This window comes from Streptoverticillium olivoreticuli subsp. olivoreticuli, assembly GCF_003391135.1.
Taxonomy (GTDB): Bacteria; Actinomycetota; Actinomycetes; order Streptomycetales; family Streptomycetaceae; genus Streptomyces; species Streptomyces blastmyceticus.
Genome location: NZ_CP031455.1, coordinates 332,870 through 358,587, shown reverse-complemented (window position 1 = coordinate 358,587; position 25,718 = coordinate 332,870). Strand labels below are relative to the sequence as shown.

Annotated in this window: 26 protein-coding genes; 14 read left to right on the top strand and 12 right to left on the bottom strand. The window is 68.1% G+C overall.

Annotated features, from left to right (window positions below):
* Genes DXZ73_RS01520 through DXZ73_RS01510 form a run of 3 tightly spaced genes read right to left on the bottom strand, consistent with a single transcriptional unit; the run spans position 1 to position 3,375 of the window.
* A complete protein-coding gene (locus DXZ73_RS01520; RefSeq protein ID WP_240351066.1) occupies positions 1-720 on the bottom strand; it encodes an ABC transporter ATP-binding protein in 720 nt (239 codons plus the stop codon).
* Entirely contained in the window at positions 717-2,105 is a 1,389-nt protein-coding gene (locus tag DXZ73_RS01515; protein WP_116209254.1) for an ABC transporter permease, read from the bottom strand. Before DXZ73_RS01515 ends, DXZ73_RS01520 begins: the two co-directional genes overlap by 4 nt.
* Positions 2,106-2,121: 16 nt before the next feature.
* Positions 2,122-3,375: an ABC transporter permease gene (locus DXZ73_RS01510; RefSeq protein ID WP_116209253.1), complete on the bottom strand. Its 1,254-nt coding sequence runs from the start codon at positions 3,373-3,375 to the stop codon at positions 2,122-2,124.
* A 157-nt stretch (positions 3,376-3,532) separates the two neighbouring features.
* On the opposite strand from DXZ73_RS01510, the gene DXZ73_RS01505 reads away from it, so the two are divergent.
* The gene (locus DXZ73_RS01505; RefSeq protein WP_116209252.1) at positions 3,533-4,195 is read left to right on the top strand and encodes a response regulator transcription factor; all 663 of its coding nucleotides are present in this window, start codon (positions 3,533-3,535) and stop codon (positions 4,193-4,195) included.
* Positions 4,186-5,421 carry a sensor histidine kinase gene (locus DXZ73_RS01500; protein WP_240351064.1) on the top strand — a complete coding sequence of 412 codons (1,236 nt, stop codon included), beginning with the start codon at positions 4,186-4,188 and terminating at the stop codon, positions 5,419-5,421. Before DXZ73_RS01505 ends, DXZ73_RS01500 begins: the two co-directional genes overlap by 10 nt.
* A gap of 21 nt (positions 5,422-5,442) precedes the next feature.
* Here the strand turns inward: DXZ73_RS01500 and DXZ73_RS01495 are convergent, their stop codons facing one another.
* The 6 genes from DXZ73_RS01495 to DXZ73_RS01470 all read right to left on the bottom strand — a co-directional run bounded on the left by DXZ73_RS01495 (position 5,443) and on the right by DXZ73_RS01470 (position 10,921).
* Entirely contained in the window at positions 5,443-6,237 is a 795-nt protein-coding gene (locus tag DXZ73_RS01495; protein WP_116209251.1) for an amino acid ABC transporter permease, read from the bottom strand.
* Positions 6,234-6,884 carry an amino acid ABC transporter permease gene (locus DXZ73_RS01490; protein WP_116209250.1) on the bottom strand — a complete coding sequence of 217 codons (651 nt, stop codon included), beginning with the start codon at positions 6,882-6,884 and terminating at the stop codon, positions 6,234-6,236. Before DXZ73_RS01490 ends, DXZ73_RS01495 begins: the two co-directional genes overlap by 4 nt.
* Before the next feature lie 96 nt (positions 6,885-6,980).
* Positions 6,981-7,901 (bottom strand): glutamate ABC transporter substrate-binding protein, encoded by a 921-nt coding sequence (locus tag DXZ73_RS01485; protein ID WP_116209249.1) that lies wholly within the window; start codon positions 7,899-7,901, stop codon positions 6,981-6,983.
* A 74-nt stretch (positions 7,902-7,975) separates the two neighbouring features.
* A complete protein-coding gene (locus tag DXZ73_RS01480) occupies positions 7,976-8,776 on the bottom strand; it encodes an amino acid ABC transporter ATP-binding protein (protein ID WP_275898560.1) in 801 nt (266 codons plus the stop codon).
* Between the two features lie 633 nt (positions 8,777-9,409).
* Positions 9,410-10,066, bottom strand: coding sequence for a hypothetical protein (locus tag DXZ73_RS01475; RefSeq protein ID WP_116209248.1), 657 nt, complete (start codon positions 10,064-10,066; stop codon positions 9,410-9,412).
* A gap of 75 nt (positions 10,067-10,141) precedes the next feature.
* The gene (locus tag DXZ73_RS01470; RefSeq protein ID WP_116209247.1) at positions 10,142-10,921 is read right to left on the bottom strand and encodes a hypothetical protein; all 780 of its coding nucleotides are present in this window, start codon (positions 10,919-10,921) and stop codon (positions 10,142-10,144) included.
* Positions 10,922-11,333: 412 nt separating this feature from the next.
* On the opposite strand from DXZ73_RS01470, the gene DXZ73_RS01465 reads away from it, so the two are divergent.
* The 5 genes from DXZ73_RS01465 (at position 11,334) to DXZ73_RS01445 (ending at position 18,378) form a co-directional block, all read left to right on the top strand.
* Positions 11,334-12,944, top strand: a complete 1,611-nt coding sequence (locus tag DXZ73_RS01465; protein ID WP_205519076.1) for an alanine/glycine:cation symporter family protein — start codon at positions 11,334-11,336, stop codon at positions 12,942-12,944.
* Between the two features lie 214 nt (positions 12,945-13,158).
* Positions 13,159-13,833, top strand: a complete 675-nt coding sequence (locus DXZ73_RS40435) for a M23 family metallopeptidase (protein WP_425315898.1) — start codon at positions 13,159-13,161, stop codon at positions 13,831-13,833.
* A 151-nt stretch (positions 13,834-13,984) separates the two neighbouring features.
* Positions 13,985-15,484, top strand: coding sequence for a peptide MFS transporter (locus tag DXZ73_RS01455; protein WP_116209245.1), 1,500 nt, complete (start codon positions 13,985-13,987; stop codon positions 15,482-15,484).
* Positions 15,485-15,495: 11 nt separating this feature from the next.
* Complete coding sequence (locus DXZ73_RS01450; RefSeq protein WP_116209244.1) at positions 15,496-17,484, top strand: CocE/NonD family hydrolase; 1,989 nt, start codon at positions 15,496-15,498, stop codon at positions 17,482-17,484.
* 210 nt (positions 17,485-17,694) lie between these two features.
* Positions 17,695-18,378 carry a DUF3152 domain-containing protein gene (locus DXZ73_RS01445; protein WP_338059104.1) on the top strand — a complete coding sequence of 228 codons (684 nt, stop codon included), beginning with the start codon at positions 17,695-17,697 and terminating at the stop codon, positions 18,376-18,378.
* A gap of 57 nt (positions 18,379-18,435) precedes the next feature.
* Here DXZ73_RS01445 and DXZ73_RS01440 read toward each other — a convergent pair whose 3' ends face one another.
* The 3 genes from DXZ73_RS01440 to DXZ73_RS01430 all read right to left on the bottom strand — a co-directional run bounded on the left by DXZ73_RS01440 (position 18,436) and on the right by DXZ73_RS01430 (position 20,493).
* Positions 18,436-19,047 (bottom strand): phosphoribosylanthranilate isomerase, encoded by a 612-nt coding sequence (locus DXZ73_RS01440; protein WP_116209242.1) that lies wholly within the window; start codon positions 19,045-19,047, stop codon positions 18,436-18,438.
* Positions 19,044-19,844, bottom strand: coding sequence for an indole-3-glycerol phosphate synthase TrpC (gene trpC / locus DXZ73_RS01435; protein WP_116209241.1), 801 nt, complete (start codon positions 19,842-19,844; stop codon positions 19,044-19,046). The genes DXZ73_RS01440 and trpC overlap by 4 nt, the downstream gene beginning before the upstream one ends.
* 76 nt (positions 19,845-19,920) lie before the next feature.
* Positions 19,921-20,493 (bottom strand): nucleosidase, encoded by a 573-nt coding sequence (locus tag DXZ73_RS01430; RefSeq protein WP_116209240.1) that lies wholly within the window; start codon positions 20,491-20,493, stop codon positions 19,921-19,923.
* A 449-nt stretch (positions 20,494-20,942) separates the two neighbouring features.
* Between DXZ73_RS01430 and DXZ73_RS01425 the strand changes: the two genes are divergently transcribed.
* The 7 genes from DXZ73_RS01425 to DXZ73_RS01400 are packed head-to-tail and all read left to right on the top strand — an operon-like array spanning position 20,943 to position 25,712.
* Positions 20,943-22,736 (top strand): phage tail sheath subtilisin-like domain-containing protein, encoded by a 1,794-nt coding sequence (locus tag DXZ73_RS01425; RefSeq protein WP_116209239.1) that lies wholly within the window; start codon positions 20,943-20,945, stop codon positions 22,734-22,736.
* Complete coding sequence (locus DXZ73_RS01420; protein ID WP_116209238.1) at positions 22,736-23,242, top strand: phage tail protein; 507 nt, start codon at positions 22,736-22,738, stop codon at positions 23,240-23,242. The genes DXZ73_RS01425 and DXZ73_RS01420 overlap by 1 nt, the downstream gene beginning before the upstream one ends.
* Positions 23,243-23,253: 11 nt before the next feature.
* Entirely contained in the window at positions 23,254-23,718 is a 465-nt protein-coding gene (locus DXZ73_RS01415) for a hypothetical protein (protein WP_205519075.1), read from the top strand.
* Positions 23,715-23,876 carry a DUF6760 family protein gene (locus tag DXZ73_RS37795; RefSeq protein WP_162889948.1) on the top strand — a complete coding sequence of 54 codons (162 nt, stop codon included), beginning with the start codon at positions 23,715-23,717 and terminating at the stop codon, positions 23,874-23,876. Before DXZ73_RS01415 ends, DXZ73_RS37795 begins: the two co-directional genes overlap by 4 nt.
* A 3-nt stretch (positions 23,877-23,879) precedes the next feature.
* Complete coding sequence (locus DXZ73_RS01410) at positions 23,880-24,539, top strand: hypothetical protein (protein WP_116209237.1); 660 nt, start codon at positions 23,880-23,882, stop codon at positions 24,537-24,539.
* Complete coding sequence (locus DXZ73_RS01405) at positions 24,532-24,975, top strand: phage tail protein (RefSeq protein WP_116209236.1); 444 nt, start codon at positions 24,532-24,534, stop codon at positions 24,973-24,975. Before DXZ73_RS01410 ends, DXZ73_RS01405 begins: the two co-directional genes overlap by 8 nt.
* Before the next feature lie 32 nt (positions 24,976-25,007).
* Positions 25,008-25,712 carry a LysM peptidoglycan-binding domain-containing protein gene (locus DXZ73_RS01400; RefSeq protein WP_116209235.1) on the top strand — a complete coding sequence of 235 codons (705 nt, stop codon included), beginning with the start codon at positions 25,008-25,010 and terminating at the stop codon, positions 25,710-25,712.
* Positions 25,713-25,718: the final 6 nt, after the last annotated feature.

The following is a 25,718-nucleotide window of genomic DNA, read 5'->3' as shown; positions in this document are numbered from 1 at the left end:
TCACTTTCCTCCGGTCGTGGTGACCTGGCCCTTGCGCAGGGTCAGGATGCGGTCGGAGCGGGCGGCCAGTGTCTGGCTGTGGGTGATGACGATGACGCACTTGTTCTGCTCGTGGGCGAGGTTCTGGAAGATGCGGATGATGCCGTCGGCCGTGTCCTCGTCGAGGTTTCCGGTCGGTTCGTCGGCGAAGAGGACGTCCACGTCGCAGGCCAGGGCGCGGGCGATGGCGACGCGCTGCTGCTGGCCTCCGGAGAGCTTGAGGACGTTGCGCCGGGCCGTGTCGTCGTCCAGGCCGACCTGTGTCAGTAGTTCCATTGCGCGGGCCTTGCGGGTCCCCGTGGCGGGCCTGGTGCCGGTGATCTCCATGGCGGTGGTGACGTTCTGAAGCGCTGTCATGTACGTCAGCAGGTTGTACTGCTGGAAGATCGTCGCGGCGTGTTTGTTGCGGTAGCGGCCCAGGCCCAGCCCGGAGAGGTCCTGCCCGTCGAAGCGGATACTGCCCTCGGTAGGGCTGTCCAGCCCGCTGGCCAGGCTGAGCAGGGTCGTCTTGCCGCTGCCCGAGGGGCCGAGGATCGTGGTGAAGGTGCCGCGCTCGAAGTCGAGGTCGATCTTGCGGAGCACGGTGGTCCTGCGGCGCCGGCCCTCGTAGGTGTGGCTGACGCCGGAGAGCCTGAGGACGGGCGGCCGCGGGGTGCTCATCGCGCTGGTCACGGTGGTCACTTGCCCTTCGTGAGGATGGTGCGGGGGTTGAGCCGCAGGACGGAGGCGGCGGGTATCGCGGTGGCCAGCAGACCGATGCCCAGCCCCACACCGGCGACGGTGCCGAGGGCCATGGGATCCAGCCGTACGGTGATCTTGTCGATGGGGTCGGCGTCCTTGGTCGGCTCGTCGTCGTGGTCGATGCCCTCGTTCAGGCCCGTGGAGCCCGGGGGCGGGGGCTGCCAGGAGTCGATCTTCCGCTGTGCGGCGGCGGCTTCGCTGCTGAGCAGGGCGTCACTCGCCTTCTGCGTCAGGCTTCCGGCGAACGCCGCGCTCAGGGCGATGGCGAGCGTGGCGACGACGACGGTCTCCACGGCCTGCTGGGCGATGAGTTTCCACTTCTTCTCGCCCATCGCCAGCAGCACACCGAACTCCTTGCGGCGCTGTTTGACCGCGAGGGCGGTGAGCAGGCCGAGGACGATGGCACCGGCGACGCCGATCAGCCACATGGCCGCGTTCGCGGACGAGGTGATGCTCCGCAAGGGGCCCGTCATCTGCTGGACGGCCTTGTCGTTGATGCCGAGCTTGAATCCGTCGAGTGCTGAGCCTGCGGTCTTCTTCGCTTCCGTCTTGAAGGCGTCGAACGTCTCGGGGTCCTTGAGCCGGAAGGTCGCGCCCCCGAGCTGTGCGGGCTCCTTCTCCCCGCCGGAGTTGAGTGCGGCCAGAGCGGTGGCCGGGACGATCAGCCGGTCACCGGGGAACTGCTGGTACTCGGGGTCGGGCTCGTCGGAGGGGTCACGGTAGATGCCTTTGACGGTGAAGTCGGCCCGTCGCTTGCCCTTGGGGTCGTTTTCGCCGAGCGTGATCCTGCCGCCGACCTTCAGCCTGTTCTTCTTCGCCAGCCGCTCCTCGATGAGGATGACGTTGCGGCTCGTGTCGGCCGCGGTGATCGGCTCTCCGGACAGCAGCTCCCACTTGCCGCTGCTGAAGTCGGGCAGGAGCGAGGAGTCAAGGACGCCGTGCGCCAGGGTGAAGTCGGCATCCATGCCCGGGGTGAGGGGCTTGTCGCTCGTGGTTTCGGCCCCGTCGAGGAGCCTGGCTCCATTGAAGGACTTGTAGTTGTACTTCTCCACCAACGGGGACGTTCCGATCTTGTCCACGGCGTCCGCGCTGATCTGCGGAGCCGTGCCTGGACTTCCGCCGCTGCTCAGGCTGTCGAAGTCCATTCCCAGGCTGACCTCGGCGCCGAGTTCGCGCTTGGTCGCCTCCCCGGCTTGCGCGGTGGCGTCCCTGATGAGGACACCACCGAGGACCATGGCGGAGATGACCAGGAAGGTCCCCAGCATGATCAGGGTCTTTCCCTTGCGGGACCACAGACTCAGGCCCGCGCGTTTGATGAGGTTCATGACTGTTGGCCTCTTGCTATTCGCTGTCGGTGAGGATCGAGCGGGGGTGCAGGCGGAGAATGCCGATGCCGGGGACGACCGTGGACACCAACGAGATGCCGAGTCCGATCCCGGCGACCCTGCCGAGATCAGCGGGTTCCATCCGGACCTCCGGGGGCCCGGGGGCGTCGACGGAGTCGGTGACGTGCCGCTCCCGGGGCAGGAGCGCTTCCCCCGCCTGCTGGGCGAAGTACTGGCCGGACAGTGCCGCCATCGCCAGTGCGGGCACGGCGACGGCCGCCACTTCGACGGTGTGCTGGGCGATGAGCTTCCACTTCTTCTCGCCGAGCGAGAGCAGCATCCCCAATTCGTCGCGCCGTTCCTTGATCGTCAGCATGACGATCAAGCCAAGGATCACCGCGCCGGCCAGGGATATCAGCCACACGAGGACGCTCGCGAAAGCGCCGACGCGCTGGAGCGGGCGCACCTGGTCCCGGTAGGCCTTGTCGTTGACGTCGAATCGCAGGTCTCCGCCGCCCAGCAGGCGGGATGCCTCCGCGTGCAGCTGTCGTGCCTTCTCCGGCGAACTGATCTTGAAGACGGCCTCCTGCGGCTTCGTGCCGAAACCCAGGGAGGAGACCGCGGTGAGCGGGGCATACACCTGGTTCGCGGTGATTTCGCTGGGGGCCACCCACTGGGACGGGACCGGGTGGGGGTCCTCGTAGAGGCCGACGACCTCGAAGGACGCCTTGCGCTCGCCGCCGGGAGAGGCCAGCGAGACCGTATCGCCGACCTTCAGTTTGTTCTTCTCGGCCAGGCGCCGCTCAAGCAGGACGACCTTGCGGTCCGCGTCCTCCACGGTGATGCCCCGGCCCGAGACGACCTTGGCACGGCCGGTGGCGAAGTCCAGCAGCATCCCGGATTCGCGGATACCGCTCAAGCCCAGCCCGTCCTGGCCGGCCCCGCCCTCCGCCCCGCCCGGCTTCGGCGCATCCGACGTGACAGGAACCAGGCCCGGCGGCCTCGTCACCCCGCGCAACATCGGGTTGTACCGCTCCACCAGTGGCGAGGAGGCCACCTTGGCGACCGCGTCCGTGGTCAGCCCGCTGCCGCGGATGGTCATGTCCACACCTATACGCCGCTGCGCCTGGGCCTCCTGCCGGGCAGTCGCACCCTGCAGCAGGAAACCACCGAGCAGCAGTGTGCAGATCACCAGGAAGATCCCCAGCAGAAGGGCTGTCTTCCCCCTCCTGGCCACCAGGCTCAAAGCCGCGCGCTTGACGAAGTTCATGCCCAGAGCGAAGCAGGCCGGTCTTTGCAGTGAGATAAGGCCCGTTACGGCGGCATAAGGACACGAAGGTCGGGCAGCCCACCCCGCGGCCGGCGGGCTCCACGGTGGGGAAAGGCACTTATCCGGCCGCAACCCGGTGTCTGCTTCCATGGCGTATATGAGGATTTTGGTAGCCGAAGATCACCACGTACTCGCGCGAACCGTCGCCACGGGCCTGCGCAGGCAATCGATAGCGGTCGACCTCGCCGCATCGGGTGACGAGGCCGAGCGTATGTGCTTGCGCACCGACTACGACGTGCTGATCCTCGACCGGGACCTGCCCGTGATGACGGGCGACGAGGTGTGCAGGCGGCTGCGCGAGCTGGAGGACCCGCCACGCATCCTCATGCTGACGGCAGCCGGGGAGACCGAGGACAAGGTCTACGGACTGGAACGGCTCGGCGCCGACGACTACCTCGCCAAACCCTTCGACTTCGCCGAACTGGTCGCCAGGGTACGGGCCTTGGCCCGACGAGCCCCCAAATCGCCGCCCGTCATCCTGCGGCACGAAGGCATCGTCCTGGACCGCGCCCGATGCGAAGTCCACGTCGAGGGCGAAAAGGTCGAGCTCACCCCGAAGGAGTTCGCCGTGCTCCAGATGCTGATGGAGGCACGCGGCGACACGGTTCCCCACAAGCAACTGGTGCGCACCATCTGGGACGAGAACCTGGACCCACGCACCAGCGCGGTCCGCGCCACCGTCAGCCGACTGCGCGGAAAGCTCGGAAACCCGGACGCGATCTCGGCGGACACCGGCGAGGGGTACCGCTTGTGCGGCTGAAGCACCCTGGCCGGATACGCGTCCCGCACCCGGCCGCCTTCCTGCGCGCGCTGCCTTTCCGTACCCGGCTCGCCGCCGCTTTCGCCGGGCTCTTCCTGCTGGCCGGGGTGATACTGCTCGCGTTCGTCATCGCGCTGGCCGGCTACGGGACGGCGCAGCAGGTCCAAGGGACGGAGGTGACATCGCTGCCGGGGCTCGGCACGGACGGCGGGACACCCGCCCCGGCGAGTCCGACGGCTCCCGGGGCACCACGACCTCCCTTCGGCAACGACCTGGACGACGGCATCGCCATCAGACTGGTCGACCAGACCGTGAGCGCGGTGCAGGAAACGGCCCTGCACCAGATGCTGCTCTGGTCCGGGATCGGCCTGGTCCTCATCGCCCTGCTCGCGGGCGTCATGGGCTGGTGGCTCGCCGGGCGGGCACTGCGGCCCGTCGCCGCCGTGACGGACACCGCCCGCAGGATCAGCGAGCAGAACCTGCACGAGCGCCTCGCCCTCACCGGCCCCGACGACGAGCTCCACAAGCTCGCCGGCACCTTCGACACCATGCTCGACCGGCTGGAGAAGTCCTTCGAAAGCCAGCGCCGCTTCGTCGCCAACGCCTCGCACGAGCTGCGCACTCCGCTCGCCGCGCAGCGCGCGAGCCTGGAAGTGGGACTGGCCGATCCGCTCCCCGACGGACTGGCCGATGTACGCGAGGACCTGCTGGCCACCAACCGCGACGCGGAGAAGCTGATCGCCTCGCTGCTGCTGCTCGCCCGCAGCGACCGTGGCCTGGCGGAGACCGAGGAGACCGACCTCACGGAGGAGGCGCGACAGGCCGTCGGGGAAATGCGGATCCTGGCGGACGAGGAGGATGTGTCCCTGACCCTGACGGCCGACGACCCGCTGTCGGTTACGGGGGATCCGGTGCTGCTGCGTCATCTGGTGACGAACCTGGTGCGCAACGCCGTGCAGTACAACCGGAGCGGTGGGAGCGTGTCGGTCCGGCTCACCGGCCGTACGCTGACGGTCGCCAACACCGGACGTCCCGTCGCCCCGGACCAGGTGGCCCAACTCTTCGAACCCTTCCGCCGCCTCGGCCAGGACCGCGTCGGCACCTGTGGCCATGGCCTGGGCCTGTCCATCGTCAAGTCCATCGCGGACGCGCACGGCGCAACCGTCACCGCATGCCCCGCGGCGGACGGCGGGCTGACCGTCGCAGTCACCTTCCGCGGCAGCTGAGCCACCCGCATCGGCGAGGGCCTATACGCGCCTTTGGGCCCAGGTGGCGACGGAGGACAGGGCCATGCACAGCAGGATGTAGATCGAACCGAAGACGATCACCATCGGGATGAAGGCGTAGACGCCGTTCACGGGCGGGGTCTGCTGGGCGAATGCCTTGCCGACGAACAGCAGCTCCTCGTAGAGGATGATGAAGCCGAGCGAGGTGTCCTTGAGGGTCACCACGAGCTGGCTGATGATCGACGGCAGCATCGTACGGACGCCCTGCGGCACGAGCACGGTCGTCATCACCTGGGTCTTGCGCAGGCCGATCGCGTAGGCCGCCTCGCTCTGCCCCTTGGGTATGGCGTTGATACCGGACCGGAAGATCTCCGCCTGCACCGAGCCGTTGTAGAGCGTCAGCCCGATGACGAGCGCCCACATCGGTGCGGACGTGAAGACGGCCGCGTACAGCAGGAAGATCATGATGAGCAGCGGCATCGCCCGGAAGAACTCCACCACAGTGGTGGCGGCCCAGCGCACCGGAGCGTGGTCGGACAGCCGGGCAGTGGCCAGTACGGCTCCCAGCACGAGCGAGAGGACCGCGGCGACGGCGAACGTCTTGAGGGTGGTCAGCAGGCCGTCGACGATCCGCTGCTGGGTGTCGGCGTACTCGTAGACACTCCAAAGGCCGCCCTGGAACTGCCCGGTGTCGTTCAGCCGGTAGACGGTGAAGGCGACGAGCCCCAGGAGCGCGGCAGTGGCGATGACGCCGTAGAGGCGATTGCGTGCCCGTGCCCTGGGCCCGGGGACGTCGTACAGGACGTTGCCGCTCATCGGGCCACCGCCAGCCGGTTCTCCAGCAGCCGGAAGAGGCCGCTGATGGTGAATGTGATGATGATGTAACAGAGCGCGATCCACAGGAAGATCACGTAAATGTCGTAGCCCGCGGCGGCGTTGAGGGTCTTCTGCACCGAACCGAGCTCGACGACGTTGAAGCCCGAGGCGATCGCGGTGTTCTTGGCGAGCGCGATCAGCAGGCTGCCGACGGGCGGGATCGCGGTCCGGGAAGCCTGGGGGAGCACGATCTGCGTCAGCGTCTGACGGAACGTCATCCCGATCGAACGCGCGGCCTCCGCCTGGCCCACCGGAACGGCGTTGATGCCGGACCTGACGGCCTCACAGATGAATGCCGAGGTGTAACAGCCCAGGGCCAGCACGGCGAGCCAGAAGGAGTCCCAGCCTTTGAGGCCGAGCGCCGGCAGCCCCAGGGTGACCGCGAGGAAGAGCAGCACCAGCGGGGTGTTGCGCAGGAGCGTCACCCACGCCGTGCCGAACACACGCAGTGCGGGCACCGGAGAGACACGGAATCCTGCGACGAGGGTACCCAGCACCAGGGCGAGCAGTGCACTGAGCGCCGTCAGTTCGACGGTGCCGATGAAGCCTTCGCGGAACATCGCGAAGTTGTCCGACAAGACGTTCACATCAAGTCTCCGGGAAACGCGTGGTGGGCATCAACGGCCGCCGGGCACGGGGCACGGGGATTCCCACGGTTCTGAAGGGGCGGAACCGTCCGTACGTCAGTACCGGTCGACCGCGGGCGGAGTCGGGGCGGCGGCACCCGACAGGCCCAGGGTGGCGTCGTACGCCTTCTTCCAGTCACCGTTCTTCATGTGAGCCTCAAGGGCGTTGTTGACCGCTTCCCGCAGTACCTTGTCGTCCTTCTTCAGACCCACGCCGTACGGCTCCTCGGAGAAGGTGCTGCCCACGACCTTCAACGCGCCCTTGTTCTCCGCCGCGTAGCCCTTGAGGATCGAGTCGTCCGTGGTGACGGCGTCCACCGTGCCGTTGACCAGATCCTGCACGCACAGCTGGTAGCCCTGCTGCGCCTTGGCCTCGGCGACGCCGTACTTGGGCTCCTTGATCCGCTGGAGCGGCGTGGAGCCTGTGACCGAGCAGACCTTCTTGCCCTTGAGGTCGTCCGGGCCCTTGATGCTGCTGTCGGCCTTCACCAGCAGGTCCTGGCCGGCGACGTAGTACGGGCCGCCGAAGCCGACCTGCTTCTTGCGCTCGTCGTTGATCGTGTACGTGCCGACATACAGGTCGACGCCGCCGCTGGCGATCTGGGTCTCGCGGGCCTCCGAGGGCACCGTCTTGAACGTGATGTGGTCCTCGTCGAAGCCGAGGTCGGCCGCGATCATTTTGGCGATCTCCACGTCGAAGCCGGAGCGCTTCTTGGTGCCGGGGTTCTCGAAGCCGAGGCCGGGCTGGTCGGCCTTGGTGCCGATGGTGATCTTCTTGCCCTTGATCTTCTCGAGGACGGACGATCCCTTGACGTCGACGGACGTGTTCACCGGGTACTTCGGCAGCTCGGGCGAGGAGGTGCCGTCGCCGGCCTTGTCGGACTGGTCACCGGGGTTGCCCGACTTGCCGCAGGCGGTCGCGGTCACGGCCAGTGTCAGCGTCAGAGCAGCCGCGATGGCGGTGTTGCGAAACTTCATGGGATTTCCTTTGTCTCTGTGCGGCGACACGGAGGTCGATGCGGAGGGGAGCTGCCGGCGAACGGTTTGTCGGCTCAGTGGTGGAGGATCTTCGACAGGAAGTCCTTCGCCCGGTCGCTCCGCGGGTCGCTGAAAAACTGCTCCGGTTGTGCTTCCTCGACGATGCGGCCGTCCGCCATGAAGACGACGCGGTTGGCGGCCGAGCGGGCGAAGCCCATCTCGTGGGTGACGACGACCATCGTCATGCCGTCCCGGGCGAGCTGCTGCATGACCTCCAGCACCTCATTGATCATCTCCGGGTCGAGCGCCGACGTCGGCTCGTCGAAGAGCATCAGCTTGGGCTCCATGGCCAGCGCCCGGGCTATCGCCACCCGCTGCTGCTGACCACCGGAGAGCTGCGCGGGGTACTTGTCGGCCTGGGCGCCCACCCCGACCCGGTCGAGCAACGTCCGCGCGGTGGACTCGGCCTCCTCGCGGCCCTTCTTGCGGACCTTGACCTGACCCAGCGTCACATTCTCCAGCACCGTCTTGTGGGCGAAGAGGTTGAAGGACTGGAAGACCATGCCGACGTCGGCGCGCAGCCGCGCCAGCTCCTTGCCCTCCTGGGGCAGTGGCCGGCCGTCGATGGTGATCGAGCCGGAGTCGGTGGTCTCCAGCCGGTTGATCGTCCGGCAGAGTGTCGACTTCCCGGACCCCGACGGACCGATGACGACCACGACCTCGCCGCGCGCGATCGTCAGATCGATGTCCTGGAGCACGTGCAGGGCGCCGAAGTGCTTGTTGACCTTGTCCAGGACGACCAGTGCGTCCGTGCCGGGCCGGCTGCCACCGGCTTGGTGCGGTGGGATGCCTGGCGGCTGCAGGTGGTCTGACATCTGGACTCCCGTCCCGGTTGCTCTCGTGCTGTGTGCCTCGTGAACTGCTCGGTGCACAAGGAATCGTTGATCATCTGGAATGGTCTGCACGCTCATGCGGGAGGCATGGCGATGCGGCCCGGGTCTTCTTCAGTGGCCGCCGAAACTCGCCGTAGAACTACGGAAACGACCGTCCCGGGAAGCGTTGCGGAAGGAATTCACGTGAAACGCCTCGGCGAGGCCGTCGTGGAACCTTTCCGGCCTCCTGGCCGGTGCGGGTCGGAGCACGGGGCGCTTCATGAGAACACCCCTCCTCGCGACGGGTCAATAGGCCGCCGAAAGCAGGCCTGTTCCGTCGGCCACCCTCCGTCCGTGGCGGCGGTTCAAGGGGAGATCTGCGTGAAATTCCCGATCCGGGCTCTCGAAAATGAGGACTGCTTTCGGATTATCGTGAGGAAAGTGCGCGGTGCGACGGTCGGTAGGGTTCCCCGAACTCGGAACACTCTCGGTCACGGCATGCCGACGTGCTGTGGGCCGGAGGCGGCGTCGCCAAAAGAAAAAGTCCGTCCAGGCCGTGAGGGGAATACGGCCTGGACGGTAGCGAGGTGCCTTACCGAGCTGGGCGGCACTGACGCAGGGCTTGCCGGGACATGTTCACGGCTCGATGTGGATCGAGTAATGGACGTCGTAATCCCACGTGGAGATGCCGACACCGCCCTGCTTGAACCCCCACACCCGGCGCGTGATGCCGGCCGTGCGTCCGAGGTCGGTCACCGGGATGTCGATCGAGAGGCTGCCGAGGAGGTCGTCCGGGTCTGACGCTTCGATGATGCTGTTCAGACCCTTGTCGACGAGTCCCACGACGACCTTGGCGGCCTCGCGGGCGATGGGGACGCCCACCTTGGCGACGATGGGGACCACGATGAGACCGAGAGGCCCCGTCAGACCGACGGCGGCGGCACCCGCCAGAGTGGGCACGAGGGCGGTGGCCGCGTGCTGGGCAAGGGCATCGGCGATCGCCTTTACCGCTTGGCGGTACCCCTTCTCGTTCCAGTCCTTCCCGAAATCGCTGTCCCAGGCCGTCAGATCGATGACGAGGTTGCCGGACTCCGGGAGCTCTCCCTCGAAAATGACCCGCTGCGCCGCGTCGAACGCCAGGTCCTGGCCTTCCTTGATGTCCATCGGCTTCGTCAGGATCGCCCGAGCGCCAAGATCTGTTGCCACGGCTCCGGAGACGTAGAACTCGTCCGCGCCCACGATGTCCTCGGTGTCGCGGCAGACGACCCGATCGAGGACAACCTTCAGCTTCATACCCTGACCCCTTATCTGATTCACTTCGATGTCGCGGTACCGCGTGGCCTGCGAGAAATATGAGCGGAGAGCTGCTTACGGCTCGACATGGATGGAGTAGTGCACGTCGTAGTCCCAGGTGGAAATACCGGCGCCGCCGCCCTGCTTGAATCCCCACACCTTGGGCATGACGCGGGGCTCGCGCCCGATCTCGGTCACCGGGATGTCGATCGAGAGGGTGCCGAGGAGATCATCCGGGTCGGCCCCCTTGACGACGGACGTCAGAACCTTGTCCACGATGTCCACGACCACCTTGGCGATGTCCATGGCCATGCGAGCGTCCGCGTCATCGGCCGGTGTCTTTCCGCTGACGGCGGCAGCCGCAGTCTTCGCGGTGGTGGCCGGAGCCGCCTTCTCGCCGACGACCGGGGCCTTGCCCGTAGCGGCCGAGGCCTTTTCGGTGCCAACAGCCGGTGCCTTGTCGGCGCCAACAGGGGCCGTGCTGTCGGCCGTCGGGGCCTTGCCGGCGGTGCGGATGGCGTCGAGGGCCTCGGGCGCGCGCTCGGCAAGCTTGTCGCCGATGGACTTGACCGCCTTGTGGTACCCCTTCTCCTCCCAGTCCTTCCCGAAGTCGCTGTCCCAGGCGTTCAGGTTGATGACGAGGTTGCCGGACTCCGGGAGCTCTCCTTCGAAAACGACGCGCTGCTTCGCGTCGAATGCGAGGTCCTGGCCTTCCTTGATGTCCATCGGCTTCGTCAGAACCGGCTGCGCGCCGAAGTTCGTCGCCACGACTCCGGAGACGTAGAACTCGTCCGCGCCCACGATGTCCTCGGTGTCCCGGCAGACGACCCGATCGAGGACAACCTTCAGCTTCATACCCTGACCCCATTTCCCATCGACTTCGGCTGCGGGCAATTGGTATGGTCCGCAGCGCAACTGACTGCCTTTCGGACGCTACAGACCGCCGTATCCAGTGCGGCCATCCGTAAGTTGATCCATAGCTGTCCGTCGATGACACGTGAAATGTTCCTTCGGAACTCGAACAGCTCCGTCCGGCCCCCGGTCCTGACCGGCCCTTCCTCCCCGGCTCGGCAGTAATCAACGATCTCTCGTATCCGTCAACCATCGGAGAGGAAAGAGCAGCCGGCCGACCGGCAGTGTGGTCATGATCGGTTCGCTTCCGACCGTCACGAATTCCCTCAACGTCACGTGTCGACGGGTGTGTTCACCGCTCGCCGCCACAACCGTCGTTCACCAGACCGCCGACCGGCTCACCACGGAGGTATTCATGATGCCCGTCGGCTCCCTGCCCGTCGCCCGGGAAGCGCAGCCGAACGGTGCCGGAACCTGGGCGGCGTCCTCCGACGGCCCGCCTCCCGCCAGCGAACCGGCGGGTGTCGTCGAGGAGACGCTCAACGACCTCTTCACCCCGGTCGTCGACGTCATCTTCGGCGTCTTCTTCACCGAAGTCACTTTCCTCGACACGTCCTTCCCCTGGATCGTCGCCTGGGTCGTCCTGGCCGGCGCGGCCTTCTCCTGCTACTTCTTCGCCGTACAGATCCGCTGGTTCGGCCACGCAGTCGCACTGGTGCGGGCGAGCAAACGCCGACAGGCCGTGAATGCCGGCGATCCCGGCGAGGTCACCCCCTTCCGGGCGCTGAGCGCGGCGGTCTCGGCGACCGTCGGGCTCGGCAACATCGCCGGCGTCGCCATCGCCATCACCATCGGCGGGCCGGGCGCCGCGGTGTGGATGGTCGTGGGCGGGATGCTCAGCATGGTGGTGAAGTTCGTCGAATGCACCCTGGGCGTGAAGTACCGCGAGGAGCTGGCGGACGGCACGGTCCACGGCGGCCCCATGCAGTATCTGCGCCGCGGCCTCGCCGAGCGCGGACTACCGTTGCTGGGACGCGGCCTGGCCGGCGTCTACGCGGTCCTCATCGTGCTCTTCGCCACCCTGGGCAGCAGCATGTTCCAGATCAACCAGACGCTCGAACAGCTGCAGAGCGTCACCGGAGGCACGAGCAGCTGGCTGGCAGGTCCGGTCCCGCGGCTGAGCTTCGGCATCGTGGCGAGCATCCTCATCGCCGTGACGCTGCTGGGCGGAATGAAGTCGATCGGGGCACTCGCCGGCCGCTTGGTCCCCGCCATGACCATCGTCTACCTGGGCGCCTGCCTCACCGTCATCGCCGTCAACCTCGGGTCGGTCCCCTCCGCGCTGTCGTCGATCGTCATGGGCGCGATCAGTCCGGAAGGTGTGATCGGCGGCGTCACCGGAGTCATGGTTGTCGGGTTCCAGCGGGCGGTCTTCTCCAACGAGGCGGGCATCGGCAGCTCGCCGATGGCTCATGCGTCGGTACGGACCAACCACCCCGCCACCGAGGGGTTCGTGGCCATGCTGGGTCCGTGCATCGACACGGTGGTCGTCTGCACCGTCACCGCGGTGACCATCGTCATCGCCAATCCGTCGAGCTACGTCGAGGCACGCGAGGCGATCGAGGGCGGGCCGCACGCGCCCACGGGGGTGACGATCACTTCCGACGCCTTCGCCACCGTGCTGCCCTGGTTCCCCTTCGTACTGGCCATGGCCGTGATCCTCTTCGCCTACTCGACGATCATCACGTGGGCCCACTACGGGGAGCGGGGCTGGACCTACTTCTTCGGGCGGGGCCGCGCGAGCGTGCTGGTGTACCGGTTGCTGGCGGCCTGCTGCACCATCGCCGGCTCGCTGCTGACGCTGGGCGCGGTGCTCGAGTTCGCCGACGCCCTGCTGTTCGCGCTCGCTCTCTTCAACATCATCGGGCTCTACCTGCTGGCACCCGTCGCACGCAGGGAGTTCGACGCCTACCGCAAGCACCTGCGCTCCCTCCAGCGCAAACACAAGGACCGGCACTCCTCGTAACCGGCCAGCCGCCCGTAGACCGGGGCGCATCCCTCGGTCGCCGCGCGGTCAACTCCTGCCTCTCTCGGCAGGACTGTCCGGCTTCTAGGCTCAACTCAAAGGCCACAGCGGACGCTAGGAGAAACCGAAGGTGATCATACGGGGGTTCAGCCGGCATACCACCGGGACGGCTTTCGCGTCGTCCACGGTCGCGCTGGCCCTGCTGGTCACCTCACTGTCGGACGGGGGCCCGGAACCACGACAGACGGGCGCCGGGTTACCCGCCACCACCCCGGACTGCTCCCCTCCCGGCACTGAGGGGTGTGAAGAGGAAACGGGTCAGGAGACACCCGAGGAAACGCGACAGAAGGGAAAGCCGAGCTCCTCGCCGAGCAGCGGCAAACCACCGGGCAGCGGCAGTCGGCCCGGCAATGGCCGACCCCCTGCCTCCGGTGGCCGGGGGAGTGGAAACAACGGGAGCGGTGGTGGCAAATCCTGGGCACACCCGATAAGCGGCCGGGCCATGAGCGCCGCCTTCGGCAACGCGGGCGGGCGGTGGGCACGCGGGCACACCGGTGTGGACTTTCCCGCACCCGTTGGAACGCCTGTGTCGGCCGCGGGCGGCGGCACCGTGGTCAAGGCCGGATCCCGCGGTGCCGGGGACGGAGCGGCATACGGCAACGCCATCGTGATCAAGCATGCGTCCGGAACCTACTCGCAGTACGCACACCTTCTCAGAGTGGATGTGAGGGTGGGCGACACCGTCCGGGCCGGCCAGCGGATAGCCCTGTCGGGCAACACCGGAAACACCAGCGGACCGCATCTCCATTTCGAGATCCGCACCAGCCCGAATTACGGCAACGTGACCGACCCGGTCCATTTCCTGCGCAGCCGCGGCGTCTCCCTGTGACCGCTGTCACTTTGTGAACTCGGGTCCGTTTACCCCGGCAGGGGAGTCGCGGCCAGGGTCCTTGGCCCCTTCCGGAAATTCCCAGGACAGCGTCGAATCAGGTGGACGGTACATTAGCGATTAATTCTCATGATCAATGAGGAGTCCCCCCATGCCCGCCGTTGTCACAGACACCGTCCGCAGCGACGCGCCACCAGGTGAGGACCGCTCCTTCTTCGGCCAGCCCAGGGGGCTGGGAGCGCTGTCCGGGCTCGAGGTGTGGGAGCGGTTCTCCTTCCTCGGCATGCAGGCGATCCTGGTGCTGTACTTCGCCGACACCGTGGCCGCGGGGGGCCTCGGAATGGCACCCGGCGCGGCCGCTTCGGTCGCGGCCGCGTACGGGACCCTCGTGTATCTCGTCTCCGTCGCCGGCGGCTGGCTCGCGGACCGCATGCTCGGCACCTACCGCGCTGTGCTGTGGGGCGGCATCCTCATCGCCTGCGGGCACTACGCGATGGGCGTGCCGACCGGTGCCGCCACCTGGGCCGGGCTCGGGCTGATCAGCGCGGGCACGGGACTGCTCAAGCCCAACGTCTCCACCATGGTCGGCCAGCTCTACCGCGGCGACGACCAGCGCCGCGACGCCGGCTTCGCCATCTACTACATGGCCATCAACATCGGCGCCTTCCTCGGCCCGCTGATCGCCGGCTGGCTCGGCCAGAACAAGGGCTGGCACTGGGGCTTCTCGGCGGCCGCGGTCGGCATGACCCTGGGCCTGGTCCAGTACGTCATGGGCCGCCGCAACCTGCCCGGCCGGGGCGGTGCGCCCGTCGGCATGCTCCCGCCGCAGGCGATGCGCAGGGCCCGGCGGCTGATCGCCTACGGGCTGCTGACGGCCGCGGCCCTGGGCGTACTCCTGGGCGTTGCGGGCGTGTTGACGCTCGGGCACGCGGTCAACGCCCTCACCCTGGTCGCCGCAGCGGCACCGGTCCTCTACTTCACGGTGATGTTCAAGAGCCCGCGGGTGACCACGCAGGAGCGGGGGAGGCTGCGCCCCTACCTCGTGCTGTTCGGCGCCTCGGTCGTCTTCAACATGATTCTCTTCCAGGCGTACTCGACGATGATGCTGCTCGCGACGGACAACGCCGAGACCTCGATCCTGGGCTTCGACTTCCCCTCCACCTGGTTCGCCTCCGCGCTCGGTGCGTTCGAGGTGGCACTGGCACCGGTCGTGGCCGCGGTCTGGGTACGCCTGGGGCGCCGCCAGCCGCACGCCTCCAACAAGATCGCCCTGGGTGTGCTGCTGGGCGGCCTCTCCTTCCTCGTGATGGTGGTGCCGACCTTCGGGCGGAGCGGCGGCGACTGGAAGATGGCCGCCTGGTGGGTCGTCCTGTCCTACCTGCTGCTCGGCCTCGGCGACGTCCTGCTCCAGACCACCGGCCTGTCCGCCAGCACCAAGCTCGCCCCGGCGGCCTTCGGCAGCCAGACCATGGCCGTGTGGTTCCTGTCGATGGCCCTCGCCAACGGCATCCAGGCCCAGGCGGTCAAGCTCTACGGCGAGATCCCCACCCCCTTGTACTTCGGCCTCAACGCAGGCATCGCCATCGTCGGCGGCCTGGCCGTACTGGCCGCCGCCCCGTGGCTCAAGCGCACCATGCACCCCGTTCACTGAAGGACCCGCCCGTGAAGATCCGCACCGCGTTCCCGTACGAGACCACCTGCGAGGACGTCCGTATCCCGCTCCCGGACGGCACCCGCCTGTACGCGCGCATCTGGCGCCCGGTGACCGAAGAGCCCGTCCCCGCGCTGCTGGAGTACCTTCCCTACCGCCTCGGCGAGTGGACCGCCCCGCGCGACGCCCAGCGCCACCCCTGGTACGCGGGCCACGGCTACGCCTCCGTACGGGTCGACATCCGCGGCCACGGCAACAGCGAGGGCGCGCCCGGCGACGAGTACGACGCGACCGAGCTCGCCGACGGCGTCGCGGTCGTCAACTGGCTCGCCGCACAGCCCTGGTGCACCGGCAAGGTCGGCATGTTCGGCATCTCCTGGGGCGGCTTCAACGCCCTGCAGATCGCCGCCCTGGCCCCCGAGCCGCTGAAGGCGATCGTCACCGTCTGCTCCACCGACGACCGTTACGACAACGACGTGCACTACATGGGCGGCTCGGTCCTCGGGGTCGACATGCACGCCTGGGCAGCCACCATGCTCGCCTTCACCTGCCGCCCGCCGGACCCGGCACACCTCGGCGAGGAATGGCGCCCCCTGTGGCTGAAGCGCCTCGAAACGCTCCAGCCCCCGATCCACACCTGGCTCGCCCACCAGACCCGCGACGCCTACTGGCGCCACGGCAGCGTCTGCGAGGACTACTCCGCCGTCCAGGCGGCGGTCCTCGCGGTCGGCGGCTGGCACGACCCCTACCGGGACACGGTGCTGCGCCTGGTCGAGCACCTGCCCGGCCCGGCAGCCGGCCTGATCGGCCCCTGGTCGCACCAGTACCCTGACCGCGGGCTGCCGCCCGGCCCGGCCATCGGCTTCCTCCAGGAGACCCTGCGCTGGTGGGACCAGCACCTCAAGGGCGAGGACACCGGCATCATGGCCGAGCCCAAACTCCGCTCGTGGATCAGCGAGTCCCACCCACCGGCCACCACCTACCCCGAACTGCCCGGCCGCTGGGTGGGCGACCTCGTCTGGCCCTCACCACACGTCACACCCACCTCGTACCCCCTGCCCGGCGCCCCTGCCGAGGTGAACTCCCCGATGCACACCGGCCTGGACGCGGGCCGCTTCTTCCCCTTCGGCAACGACGCCGACCTGCCGCCGGACCAGCGCGACGAGGACGCCAAGTCGGCCTGCTTCGACTTCCCCGTCCCCAAGGACGGGCCGGTCGAGATCCTCGGCCGCCCCCGCGTACGGCTGCGCCTGCGCTCCCACGCCCCCCGCGGCCAGGTCGTCGCCCGCCTCTGCGACGTCGCACCGGACGGCTCCTCCACCCTCGTCACGCGCGGCGCGCTCAACCTCTCCGCCCGCCACGGCCGCGACCGCGTCGAACCCTGGCCCGAAGGCGCGGTGGAAGACGTGGAGTTCGAGCTCAACGCCATCGGCCACGCCTTCCCGCCCGGCCACCGCATCCGCCTGGCCGTCTCCTCCGCGTACTGGCCGTGGATCTGGCCCCAGCCCGGCAGCGCGGGCTTCACCCTGCATCCCGACGGCAGCACCCTGGAACTCCCGGTCCGCACACCGACGACCGACGCGATCGCCTTCGCCGAGCCTGAACAGTCCGCCCCGCTGAACGTCGTCCTGCCCGAGCCGGAGCAGCAGCGCCCGGAGCGCCGTATCGTGCGTGACGTCGCCGCCGGAACCTGGCATCTGGAGGTCGATCCGCACTACGGCGGCACCCGCGTCTACCCCGACGGCCTGGAGTTCACCGAGGACGCGCTGGAGACCTACACCGTCCACGAGCGCGACCCGCTCTCCGCCCGCACCCGCTCGGACTGGATGATCCGCCTGCACCGGCCAGATCTCGGCTGGGACGTGACGATCCGGACCCGCTCGGAGATCACCGCCGATGCCGAGGACTTCGTCACCGCGAACGAGGTGACCTGCTGCGAAGGCGACGTGACCGTCTTCCACCGGACCTGGGACAAACGCATTCCTCGCACGGCGGGCTGAGCGCCTTCGGGGTGGCAAACTGTCACATAACCACCATGTTCCGGTCACTGGACCGGAAAAGTATCCATCAAGGCTGATTCCATGCCGCAGTCCCCCCGTTCCACGCGCCACAGACGGCCTCCTGCCCGGCGCGGCCGAAGGCGGGCGCGGGCACGCGGGCCCCGGCGTGTCCTGCTCCTCTCTCTGCTTCCGGTCGCGGCCCTGACTTTCATGGCCAGAGAATTCGGCCCCGGCGGCGGCAAAGCGTCCTCACCCGGTGCGGCATCCCCGGAGGCGCCCGAGGAGCAGGCCGGGACGCCCGAGCCGAAAGCCACCCCGACCACCATTCCCTCCTCGGGCACAGGGGTGTTCACCCGCGCGAAGGGGCAGGGGAGCGGCAAGGGCGGCGGCGAGCAGCTGCTCCGCTATCAGGTGGAGGTCGAGAACGGCATAGGCATCACCCCGGGCGATGCCGCGTCCGAGGTCGACGACATCCTGGGGCATGAGCGGGGCTGGACCGCCGAGGGCAAGTGGAAGTTCCGGCGGACACCGGGCGACGAATTCGACTTCATCGTGCGGGTGGCGACACCGGAAACGGCCGACAGCATTTGCGGTGAATACGGACTGGACACGGGCGGGGAGGTCAACTGCCGTGTCGGCAAGAGCGTGGTGGTGAACCTCAAACGGTGGTTGCTGGCCACCGAGACCTACAAGGACGACATTCCCGCATACCGGGCGCTGATCATCAATCACGAGGTGGGGCACTTCCTCGGATACGGGCATGTGGGATGTCCGGGCAAGGGGAAACCGGCACCGGCCATGATGCAACAGATCAAAGGACTTGAGGGGTGCGCCCCCAATGTCTGGCCCTTCGACGTCCGCGGCAGACCGATCACCGGACCCGAGAGGCCCTGAGCCGCGCACCCCGGTCATCCGGGCGGCTCAGGGCTCGGGCTCCGCCGGAGCGAGCTCTCACGTCGCGGCGCGTGCCGCCCGGATGAAGGACGTGATCAGCTCCGGGTCCTTCACACCCCGCTCCCGCTCCACACCACTGGAGACATCCACGCCCCACGGGGTGGTGACACGGACCGCTTCCCCGACGTTCTCCACGGTCAGGCCGCCGGCCAACAGCCACTGCCCGGCGGGGGGCTCGAAGTCCGGGGAGGACCAGTCCCAGGGCTTGCCCGCGCCGGGGGCGGGAGCGTCGAGCAGCAGGAGATCCTCGCCGAGCTCACCGGTCCGATGCCGCTGTCCCCGCGCGGCGACCGCCCGGATGAGCGTCCGCCCCGGCCTGTGCAGGGCCGTGTAGTACTCGCCGCCTTCGTCACCGTGAAGCTGGACGGCCCGGACCCCACTGGCGTCGGCCAGGGCGCGCACCTCGTCCAGGGACTGCCCTCGGAAGACACCCACGGTCAGCACATCGTCCGGCACGGCCCGCGCCAGGTCCCGTGCGGTGACGGCATCGACGCGGCGCGGGCTCTCGGTGAGGACGAACCCCACCGCGTCGGCACCGGCCCGCACGGCGGCCTCCACATCCGGAGCCGTGCGCAGACCACAGATCTTGATGAACAGAGAGGTGCTCACCGGTCACCCCGCCCGCCCCGGCCCGCGGCGACCAGACCGGCCACCGTGAGAGCCGTTTCCTTGCCGGTCACCGCGGCTTCACCGACCAGGACCGCGTCCGCTCCGGCCGCCGCGTAGGCACGCACGTCCTGGGGGCCCCGCACACCGGACTCGGCCACCTTCAGGGCCGGTTCGGGCAGCAAGGGCGCCACGCGGGCGAAGGTGCCCCGGTCCACTTCGAGCGTCTTCAGGTCGCGGGCGTTCACGCCGATGATCCGGGCCCCGAGGGCGGCCGCCCGTACGGCTTCCTCCTCGTTGTGGACCTCGACCAGCGCCGTCATACCGAGATCCGTGGTGAGCCGGTAGAGCTCGGCGAGGTGCTCGTCGCTCAACGCCGCCACGATCAGCAGGACCATGTCGGCCCCGCATGCGCGCGCCTCCCACAGCTGGTACGAGGAGACGATGAAGTCCTTGCGCAGCACGGGAATGTCGACAGCGCCCCGTACCGCGGCCAGATCCGCCAGAGATCCCCGGAAACGCCGGCCCTCGGTGAGCACACTGATCGCCGACGCTCCGCCCTGTGCGTACTCGGCTGCCAGGCGCGCGGGAGCGGGGATGTCGGCGAGCTGCCCCTTCGAGGGGCTCGCACGCTTCACTTCGCAGATCACCGCCACGTCGGGGCCGGTCCACAAGGAGAGGACGTCGCGGGGAGCGGGGAGCCGGCCGGCCTCCTCCCGCACCACGAACAGGGGCTTGGCCTCCTGCCGCAGCTGGGCGTCCTGCCGGGCGCCTGCCACCAGTTCATCGAGCCATGTCACGAGCCATCATCCTTACCCTGTTCATCGGCGTACGCCGGGGCAGAGTACCTCCGAACCGCACCGGCCCCGCGGCGGCTCAATTCAGGTTGTCGCGGGCCCAGGCCGCCAATGCCTTGGCGCAGTCGTCGACGGACTCCCGCCATGTTCGGGCAGCGCCTTCCCCGGCCTCGTCGCTGACGTGCTTGACGAGCCGTACGGGGACATCGAGCTTCTTGGCGACAGCTGCCAGGGCATAGCCTTCCATGTCGACCAGGTCCGCGTGTGCGGCGAGCCGTTCACGTGCCGCCTCGTCGGAGATGAAGCTGTCTCCGGTGGCCAGGACCGGCCCGCTGTCACCCACCTGCAGGGGCGCTCCGTACGTCCGGCCGGTGAGCGTGTAGAGGAATGCCGTATTGAGATCGTGCTGAATCACACGGCTCACTTCGTGGGTTCCCTGCAGCCCGTCCCGAAGCGCGCCCGCGGTACCGAGATTGACCACTGCCGACGGCAGAGGTCCCCGGCCGAGGACAGCCGCGAGCGCGGCGGCGGCGTTGACCTTGCCCATGCCGGTGAGCAGCACCGGCATGGACCCGTCGAGATGGGCCGCCTCTTTCTCCACGGCCAGCACGAGCAAGGGCCGGTCGGGCTTTATCGCACCACTCAGTCGCATACGCACAGGCTAGGACAGCGATCGGCCACCGCCATGGCCGAAGGGTGATGGGGACCGGCCGAACGGAGACTGTTCAGGGGCTTGTGGGCGCACGCGCAAAATGCCGCCACGCCAGCCGGGCAATGTTGATTTTCGGCATCCAAAGTTGATGTCATCAGGAACGATGGTGGCGCATCGGTGGAGTTTTCTTTTCAGCGGCTCTTTTCGTTTGACAGGCCCAGAGCGTCATGACAATGATCCAGGTAACGGTCCTCCGCCCGTCGACGGCCCCGTCGAATGTCCTGCGATCCGTGCCGAGTTGACGGCAAGACAGGTATGGGTACACGCGGAGGGCCGCATCCACTGCTTCGGTGGATGGTCCACCCGCTTTCTTCGCTCCTGCCCGGAGGAGGGAAAGCGCGGGCTGTGAAAAAAATTCCCCGCCGAAATTCTGGAAGAAAGAGGACTGGATGGCGAACTACCTGGCCCCCGGTGTGTTCATGGAAGAGGTCGCGGGTGGCTCTCGTCCGGTGGAGGGCGTGGCCACCTCCGTGGCCGCCTTCGTCGGCTTCGCCGAACAGGGACCGTTGAACGAGCCGGTCCGGATCACCAACTGGAACCAGTTCACCAAGACTTTCGGTGAGTTCACCGACGGTTCCTACCTCGGATACTCCGTCTACGGGTATTTCGCCAATGGCGGCGGGACCTGCTACGTCGTACGCGTCGGCACTCAGGCGGCTGCTGAGGCCGGGGCCGATGGCGAGGCCGCTGTCGAGTCCGGGACCGGGACTGAGGCCGGGACCGAGGCGGATGTCACCGATGCGGATGTCGCCGGCGCCGCACCGGCGGTCCATGCGCTGGGCGGGTTCCAGGTGGCCGCACTGCCCGCCGCTGCCGGGCGTGACATCTCGGTGGACATCCAGCGCAAGCCGTCCGGTCAGGACACGGGCGTGGGGACGGGCCCCGAGACGGATTCGGACACGGGCGCGGATACCGGCACGGGGGTCAAGGCGACCCGCGTCGGTGGCGACAAGCCCAAGGCGGGCAAGGCCGCCAGGGCCGCGGACGGTGCCACCGCGGACTCGGCGGACATCTACACCCTGACGGTCAATGTGGACGGCTCTCCGGCGGAGACCTTCGAGGTATCCAGCGTGAAGACGTCGCCCCAGTACGTGGTGAGGCAGGTCCGCAAGCGCTCCAAGCTCGTCGCGTTCGAGGAGGGCGGCGCCCCCGGCGATGCGCTTGAGCTGCCCGAGCAGTCCTCCGTAGCGCTGACGCCCCCGGCTGCTGATGCCCCCGCTGCCGCGGACGCCGCCGACACCACCGACGCCGCCGATGCGACCGACACCACCGGGGACGCGGTGGGTCACTACATCGGCGAGGTGAGCAGCCGCTCCGGTCTGTCGGGCCTGGAGGCGATCGACGACGTGACCATGCTGGTCGCCCCCGACCTCATGGGCGCGTACGAGCGCGGCACGCTCGACCGCGAGCAGGTGAAGGCCATTCAGCTGGCCATGATCGACCACTGCGAGAACATGGCCAACCGCATGGCCATCCTCGACCCGCTGCCGGACATGAGCCCTGCCGAGGTCCACGAGTGGCGGCAGGACGAGGCGGGCTTCGACTCGAAGTTCGCGGCCTTGTACTACCCGTGGGTCCGGGTGGCGGACCCGTCCACCGGCAAGGGCTTCATGATGCCGCCCTCGGGCCACGTCGCGGGCCTCTGGGCCCGCAACGACGAGGCCCGCGGTGTGCACAAGGCTCCGGCGAACGAGGTGCTGCGCGGAGTGCTGGACCTCGGCATCCAGGTCACCAAGGGCGAGCAGGAGCAGCTCAACCCGGCGGGTGTGAACTGCATCCGCAGCTTCCCCGGACGTGGCATCCGGGTGTGGGGTGCCCGCACGCTCTCCAGCGACCCGGCCTGGCGCTACCTGAATGTCCGGCGCCTGTTCAATTACCTCGAGGAGTCGGTCTACCTCGGGTCGCAGTGGGTCGTCTTCGAGCCGAACGACGAGCGGCTGTGGTCCACGATCCGCCGCAATGTCACCGCGTTCCTCACCAATGAGTGGCGCCGGGGCGCGCTCTTCGGCAGCACTTCCGCCGAAGCCTTCTACGTCAAGTGCGACGAGGAGACCAACCCGCCGGAGGTCATCGAGTCCGGGCAGGTCGTCTGCGAGATCGGCGTCGCCCCGGTGAAGCCGGCCGAGTTCGTCGTGTTCCGGATCTCCCAGGAGTCGCTGGCCGGGGCAGCAGCCGGAGAGTAATGCCCTGGCCGGTTCTTTCGATTTCCGTCCGCGTGAAGACAAGGGGAAACAAGGTGCAGAACAACAAGCTTGGCAGTACGGTCCGGAACGATATTTTCAGGATCCAGATCGATGGCATCATGCTGGAGACTCTGAAGAGCGTCAGCGGGCTGAGCCTCGAGGTGGAGGTCGTCACCAGCTATCAGGTCAGGGGGGCCACCGGAGCGCACTTCGTCACCAAGACTCCGGGGAAGATCACCCCGCCCAGCATCACTCTCGTCCGGGGCATGGACCAGAGCAAGGACCTCACCGAGTGGATCGGGATGTCCCGGGCGGACAAGGTCGACGGTGCGAAGAAGAACGTCACCATCGAGCTCATGAACAGCGAGGGAACCGTCAAACGCACGGCCACGCTCTTCGACGCCTGGGTGAGCAAGTGGAGTGCCGGCGAGCTCACCGCGGCGGAGAACGGGGCCGAGGTGGACGAGACGGTCGTCATCGAGTGCGACAGGATCGCGTTCACGTGAGACGGAGGCGCGTGACCGAGGGGACTCCCGCGAGTCCGGCGGGGGAGTACTTCTCGGATCCCACGCCTCCTCCGCCTCGCACGACCGAAGCTCCGCAGGCCGGGTTCGCCGAATTCCGTACGGAATTCCCCTTCATGCTGCCCCGTGGCTATATGGACGCGCAGGGGGTCGTGCACCGTTCGGGCATGATGCGGCTGGCGACCGCGCGCGACGAGCTGCTGCCCCTCGGCGATATGCGCGTGCGGGAGAACCCGGCCTATCTGTCCGTCGTTCTGCTCGGCCGCCTGATCACCCGGCTCGGCAGCATGACCGAGGTCGACGCCAGGATCGTGGAGCAGATGTTCGCGGTGGACCTCGCGTTCCTGCAACGGTTCTACGAGAAGATCAACACCGATGGCTCGTCGCTCGCCTCGACCGTGTGCCCCGACTGCCGGCACGAATTCGAGATCGACATGGGGAGCCGCCTGGGGGAATGAAGGCGTACGCGGCCGACGATCTGCACGCCGAGATCGCGTACCTCGCCTTTCACCTGCACTGGCCCCACGCCGAGCTGCTCGATCTGGAACACATCCACCGGCGGCGCTACATCCGTCAGATCGGGGACATCAACCGGAGTCTGACAGACGGGAATTGAGACATGCTGCACTGGGTACTCGGGGCGCGCCATCCGGTCGCCGACGGGGCATCGGCCGCGCCGGAAGCCGACGGCGGCGACGCCCTGCCCACCACCGTGCGTGTCCCCGTGGTACTGCCCGGAACCGTGGGCCTCCTGGCAGCCGGCATGCGGCCCGTGACCGAGGTGCGCCGGATGACCGCGCGGTTGCCCGCGTGGCGGGACCCCCGGCTGTCCGGGAAACAGTTCACACTGATCGACCCGGAGCCACCCCTGATCTTCAGAGCGGCCACGGAGACGCGGAACACCACGGAACTTCTCCGTCGCAGGGGCACGGCGGAGCTGCTGTGGCCGGCCGACCAGCAGCCGCGGGGCGAGCCGCCGGACGGCGTGCCGCCCGGCGTTGCCGACAGCCCGGTGGCGCAGCCTCGCCACCGGGTCGTCATCCCGCTGTTCCCTGTGCGATCGACCGTCCACGCTGCCGCAGCGGGCACCGCCGGGACAGGCGCGACCGTGATCGAACTGCGGCCGCGTGCGGGGGAGTTCCGCACCACTCAGGTGTCCCGGATCACCACTTCGGTGCCCGGCCGCCTCTCCGGCACAGCGGCGATCGCCATGACGGCGGGGGCGAACGGGGGCGTCCCCGGTGGCCTCCTTGCCGAAGAAGGGATGAGCAGTGGCTGAAGAGGTACTGGCTGTACACCGATTCTCCCTGTCGATCGACAAGAACCACTGGGGGTTCTTCACCCAATGCACGGGACTGGCGTGTTCGGTCGTCCTGGACGAGTTCAGTGACGGCGGGGTCAACGACTCCCTCCGGTATCTGCCGAAACACCTCACGTACCCGCCGCTGACCCTCACCAGGCCATTGACGGCGGACGCCATGAGGACCTGTGAGTGGGTGCAGGAGACAGCGCGCAAGGCACAACGCATCACCATGGGGATCGCGTGCCTGGATTCCAGAGGGAAGACGGTCCTGCAATGGGATCTGCTGAACGCCATGCCGGTGGCGTGGCGCGGCCCGATCCTGGATGCCGGTGGAGGCGGTAAGCCGATGGAAGAGGTGGAGATCATCCACGAGGGCTTCATCAGCGGTCTGCCCGGCACCGCGAAGGGTTGATTCTTGAGTGGCGGTCCCAGGAGGGAGGAAGCATGTCGGAGGCCGGTCATGACAAAATGGTGGGCGCGGTACTCGAGTTCTACGCGCCGCCCAGCGGTGGCGGTGCGGACCCCGGCGCGCTTCTCGAGGAGATCCCGCTCCAGTTCAATCCGGCCGAGCTGGCGCTGGTGAAGGAAGCCTCTTGGGTACGTCACAGCAGCCGCTCCGCCCCGCACGCCGCCGTACCTGAGTTCACCGGCAGCAAGCCGCGCACTCTCGCGATGACCGTCATACTCGATGACCCGGATCCTCAGAACAGTTCGGTCGACGAGCGGGTCTCCAAACTGCTGGAGTTCTGCGCGCCGACCGAGGAGAGCCTGCACGCGGAGCAGCCTTCGCCGGCCTGGGTGAAGTTCCGCTGGGGTGCTTTCGAATCGGTCTCGTTCGTCTCGTTCCTCTGCGCGGTCAAGGCGACCTACACCCGCTTCTCCGCTCAAGGGAATCCGCTGAGGGCAGTGTGCGAGATCTCTCTGGAAGAGATCGGCAGCGTGGCCAAGGGGCAGAACCCCACGTCGGGATCGCCGGCGTTCCGGCAGTCCTGTGTGTTCGTCCGGGGGGACTCACTGCAGTCCGTCGCGGCCCGCAACAGCGGTCGTCCCGCGGACTGGCGCCGTATCGCGGAACTCAACGACGTGGACGACCCATCGAAAATAGAACCCGGTCGGGTACTGCTGCTGCCCGGAGGCACCGACCAGTGACCGTGC

Coding starts and splice junctions, on each gene's coding strand:
- DXZ73_RS01425 (WP_116209239.1), top strand. CDS start 20,943: ATGGCGAACTACCTGGCCCCCGGTGTGTTCATGGAAGAGGTCGCGGGT.
- DXZ73_RS01480 (WP_275898560.1), bottom strand. CDS start 8,776: ATGTCAGACCACCTGCAGCCGCCAGGCATCCCACCGCACCAAGCCGGT.
- DXZ73_RS01430 (WP_116209240.1), bottom strand. CDS start 20,493: ATGCGACTGAGTGGTGCGATAAAGCCCGACCGGCCCTTGCTCGTGCTG.
- DXZ73_RS01445 (WP_338059104.1), top strand. CDS start 17,695: ATGGCCAGAGAATTCGGCCCCGGCGGCGGCAAAGCGTCCTCACCCGGT.
- DXZ73_RS01495 (WP_116209251.1), bottom strand. CDS start 6,237: ATGAGCGGCAACGTCCTGTACGACGTCCCCGGGCCCAGGGCACGGGCA.
- DXZ73_RS01485 (WP_116209249.1), bottom strand. CDS start 7,901: ATGAAGTTTCGCAACACCGCCATCGCGGCTGCTCTGACGCTGACACTG.
- DXZ73_RS01515 (WP_116209254.1), bottom strand. CDS start 2,105: ATGAACCTCATCAAACGCGCGGGCCTGAGTCTGTGGTCCCGCAAGGGA.
- DXZ73_RS01400 (WP_116209235.1), top strand. CDS start 25,008: ATGTCGGAGGCCGGTCATGACAAAATGGTGGGCGCGGTACTCGAGTTC.
- DXZ73_RS01410 (WP_116209237.1), top strand. CDS start 23,880: ATGCTGCACTGGGTACTCGGGGCGCGCCATCCGGTCGCCGACGGGGCA.
- DXZ73_RS37795 (WP_162889948.1), top strand. CDS start 23,715: ATGAAGGCGTACGCGGCCGACGATCTGCACGCCGAGATCGCGTACCTC.
- DXZ73_RS01470 (WP_116209247.1), bottom strand. CDS start 10,921: ATGAAGCTGAAGGTTGTCCTCGATCGGGTCGTCTGCCGGGACACCGAG.
- DXZ73_RS01475 (WP_116209248.1), bottom strand. CDS start 10,066: ATGAAGCTGAAGGTTGTCCTCGATCGGGTCGTCTGCCGCGACACCGAG.
- DXZ73_RS01510 (WP_116209253.1), bottom strand. CDS start 3,375: ATGAACTTCGTCAAGCGCGCGGCTTTGAGCCTGGTGGCCAGGAGGGGG.
- DXZ73_RS01505 (WP_116209252.1), top strand. CDS start 3,533: ATGAGGATTTTGGTAGCCGAAGATCACCACGTACTCGCGCGAACCGTC.
- DXZ73_RS01455 (WP_116209245.1), top strand. CDS start 13,985: ATGCCCGCCGTTGTCACAGACACCGTCCGCAGCGACGCGCCACCAGGT.
- DXZ73_RS01420 (WP_116209238.1), top strand. CDS start 22,736: ATGCCCTGGCCGGTTCTTTCGATTTCCGTCCGCGTGAAGACAAGGGGA.
- DXZ73_RS01465 (WP_205519076.1), top strand. CDS start 11,334: ATGATGCCCGTCGGCTCCCTGCCCGTCGCCCGGGAAGCGCAGCCGAAC.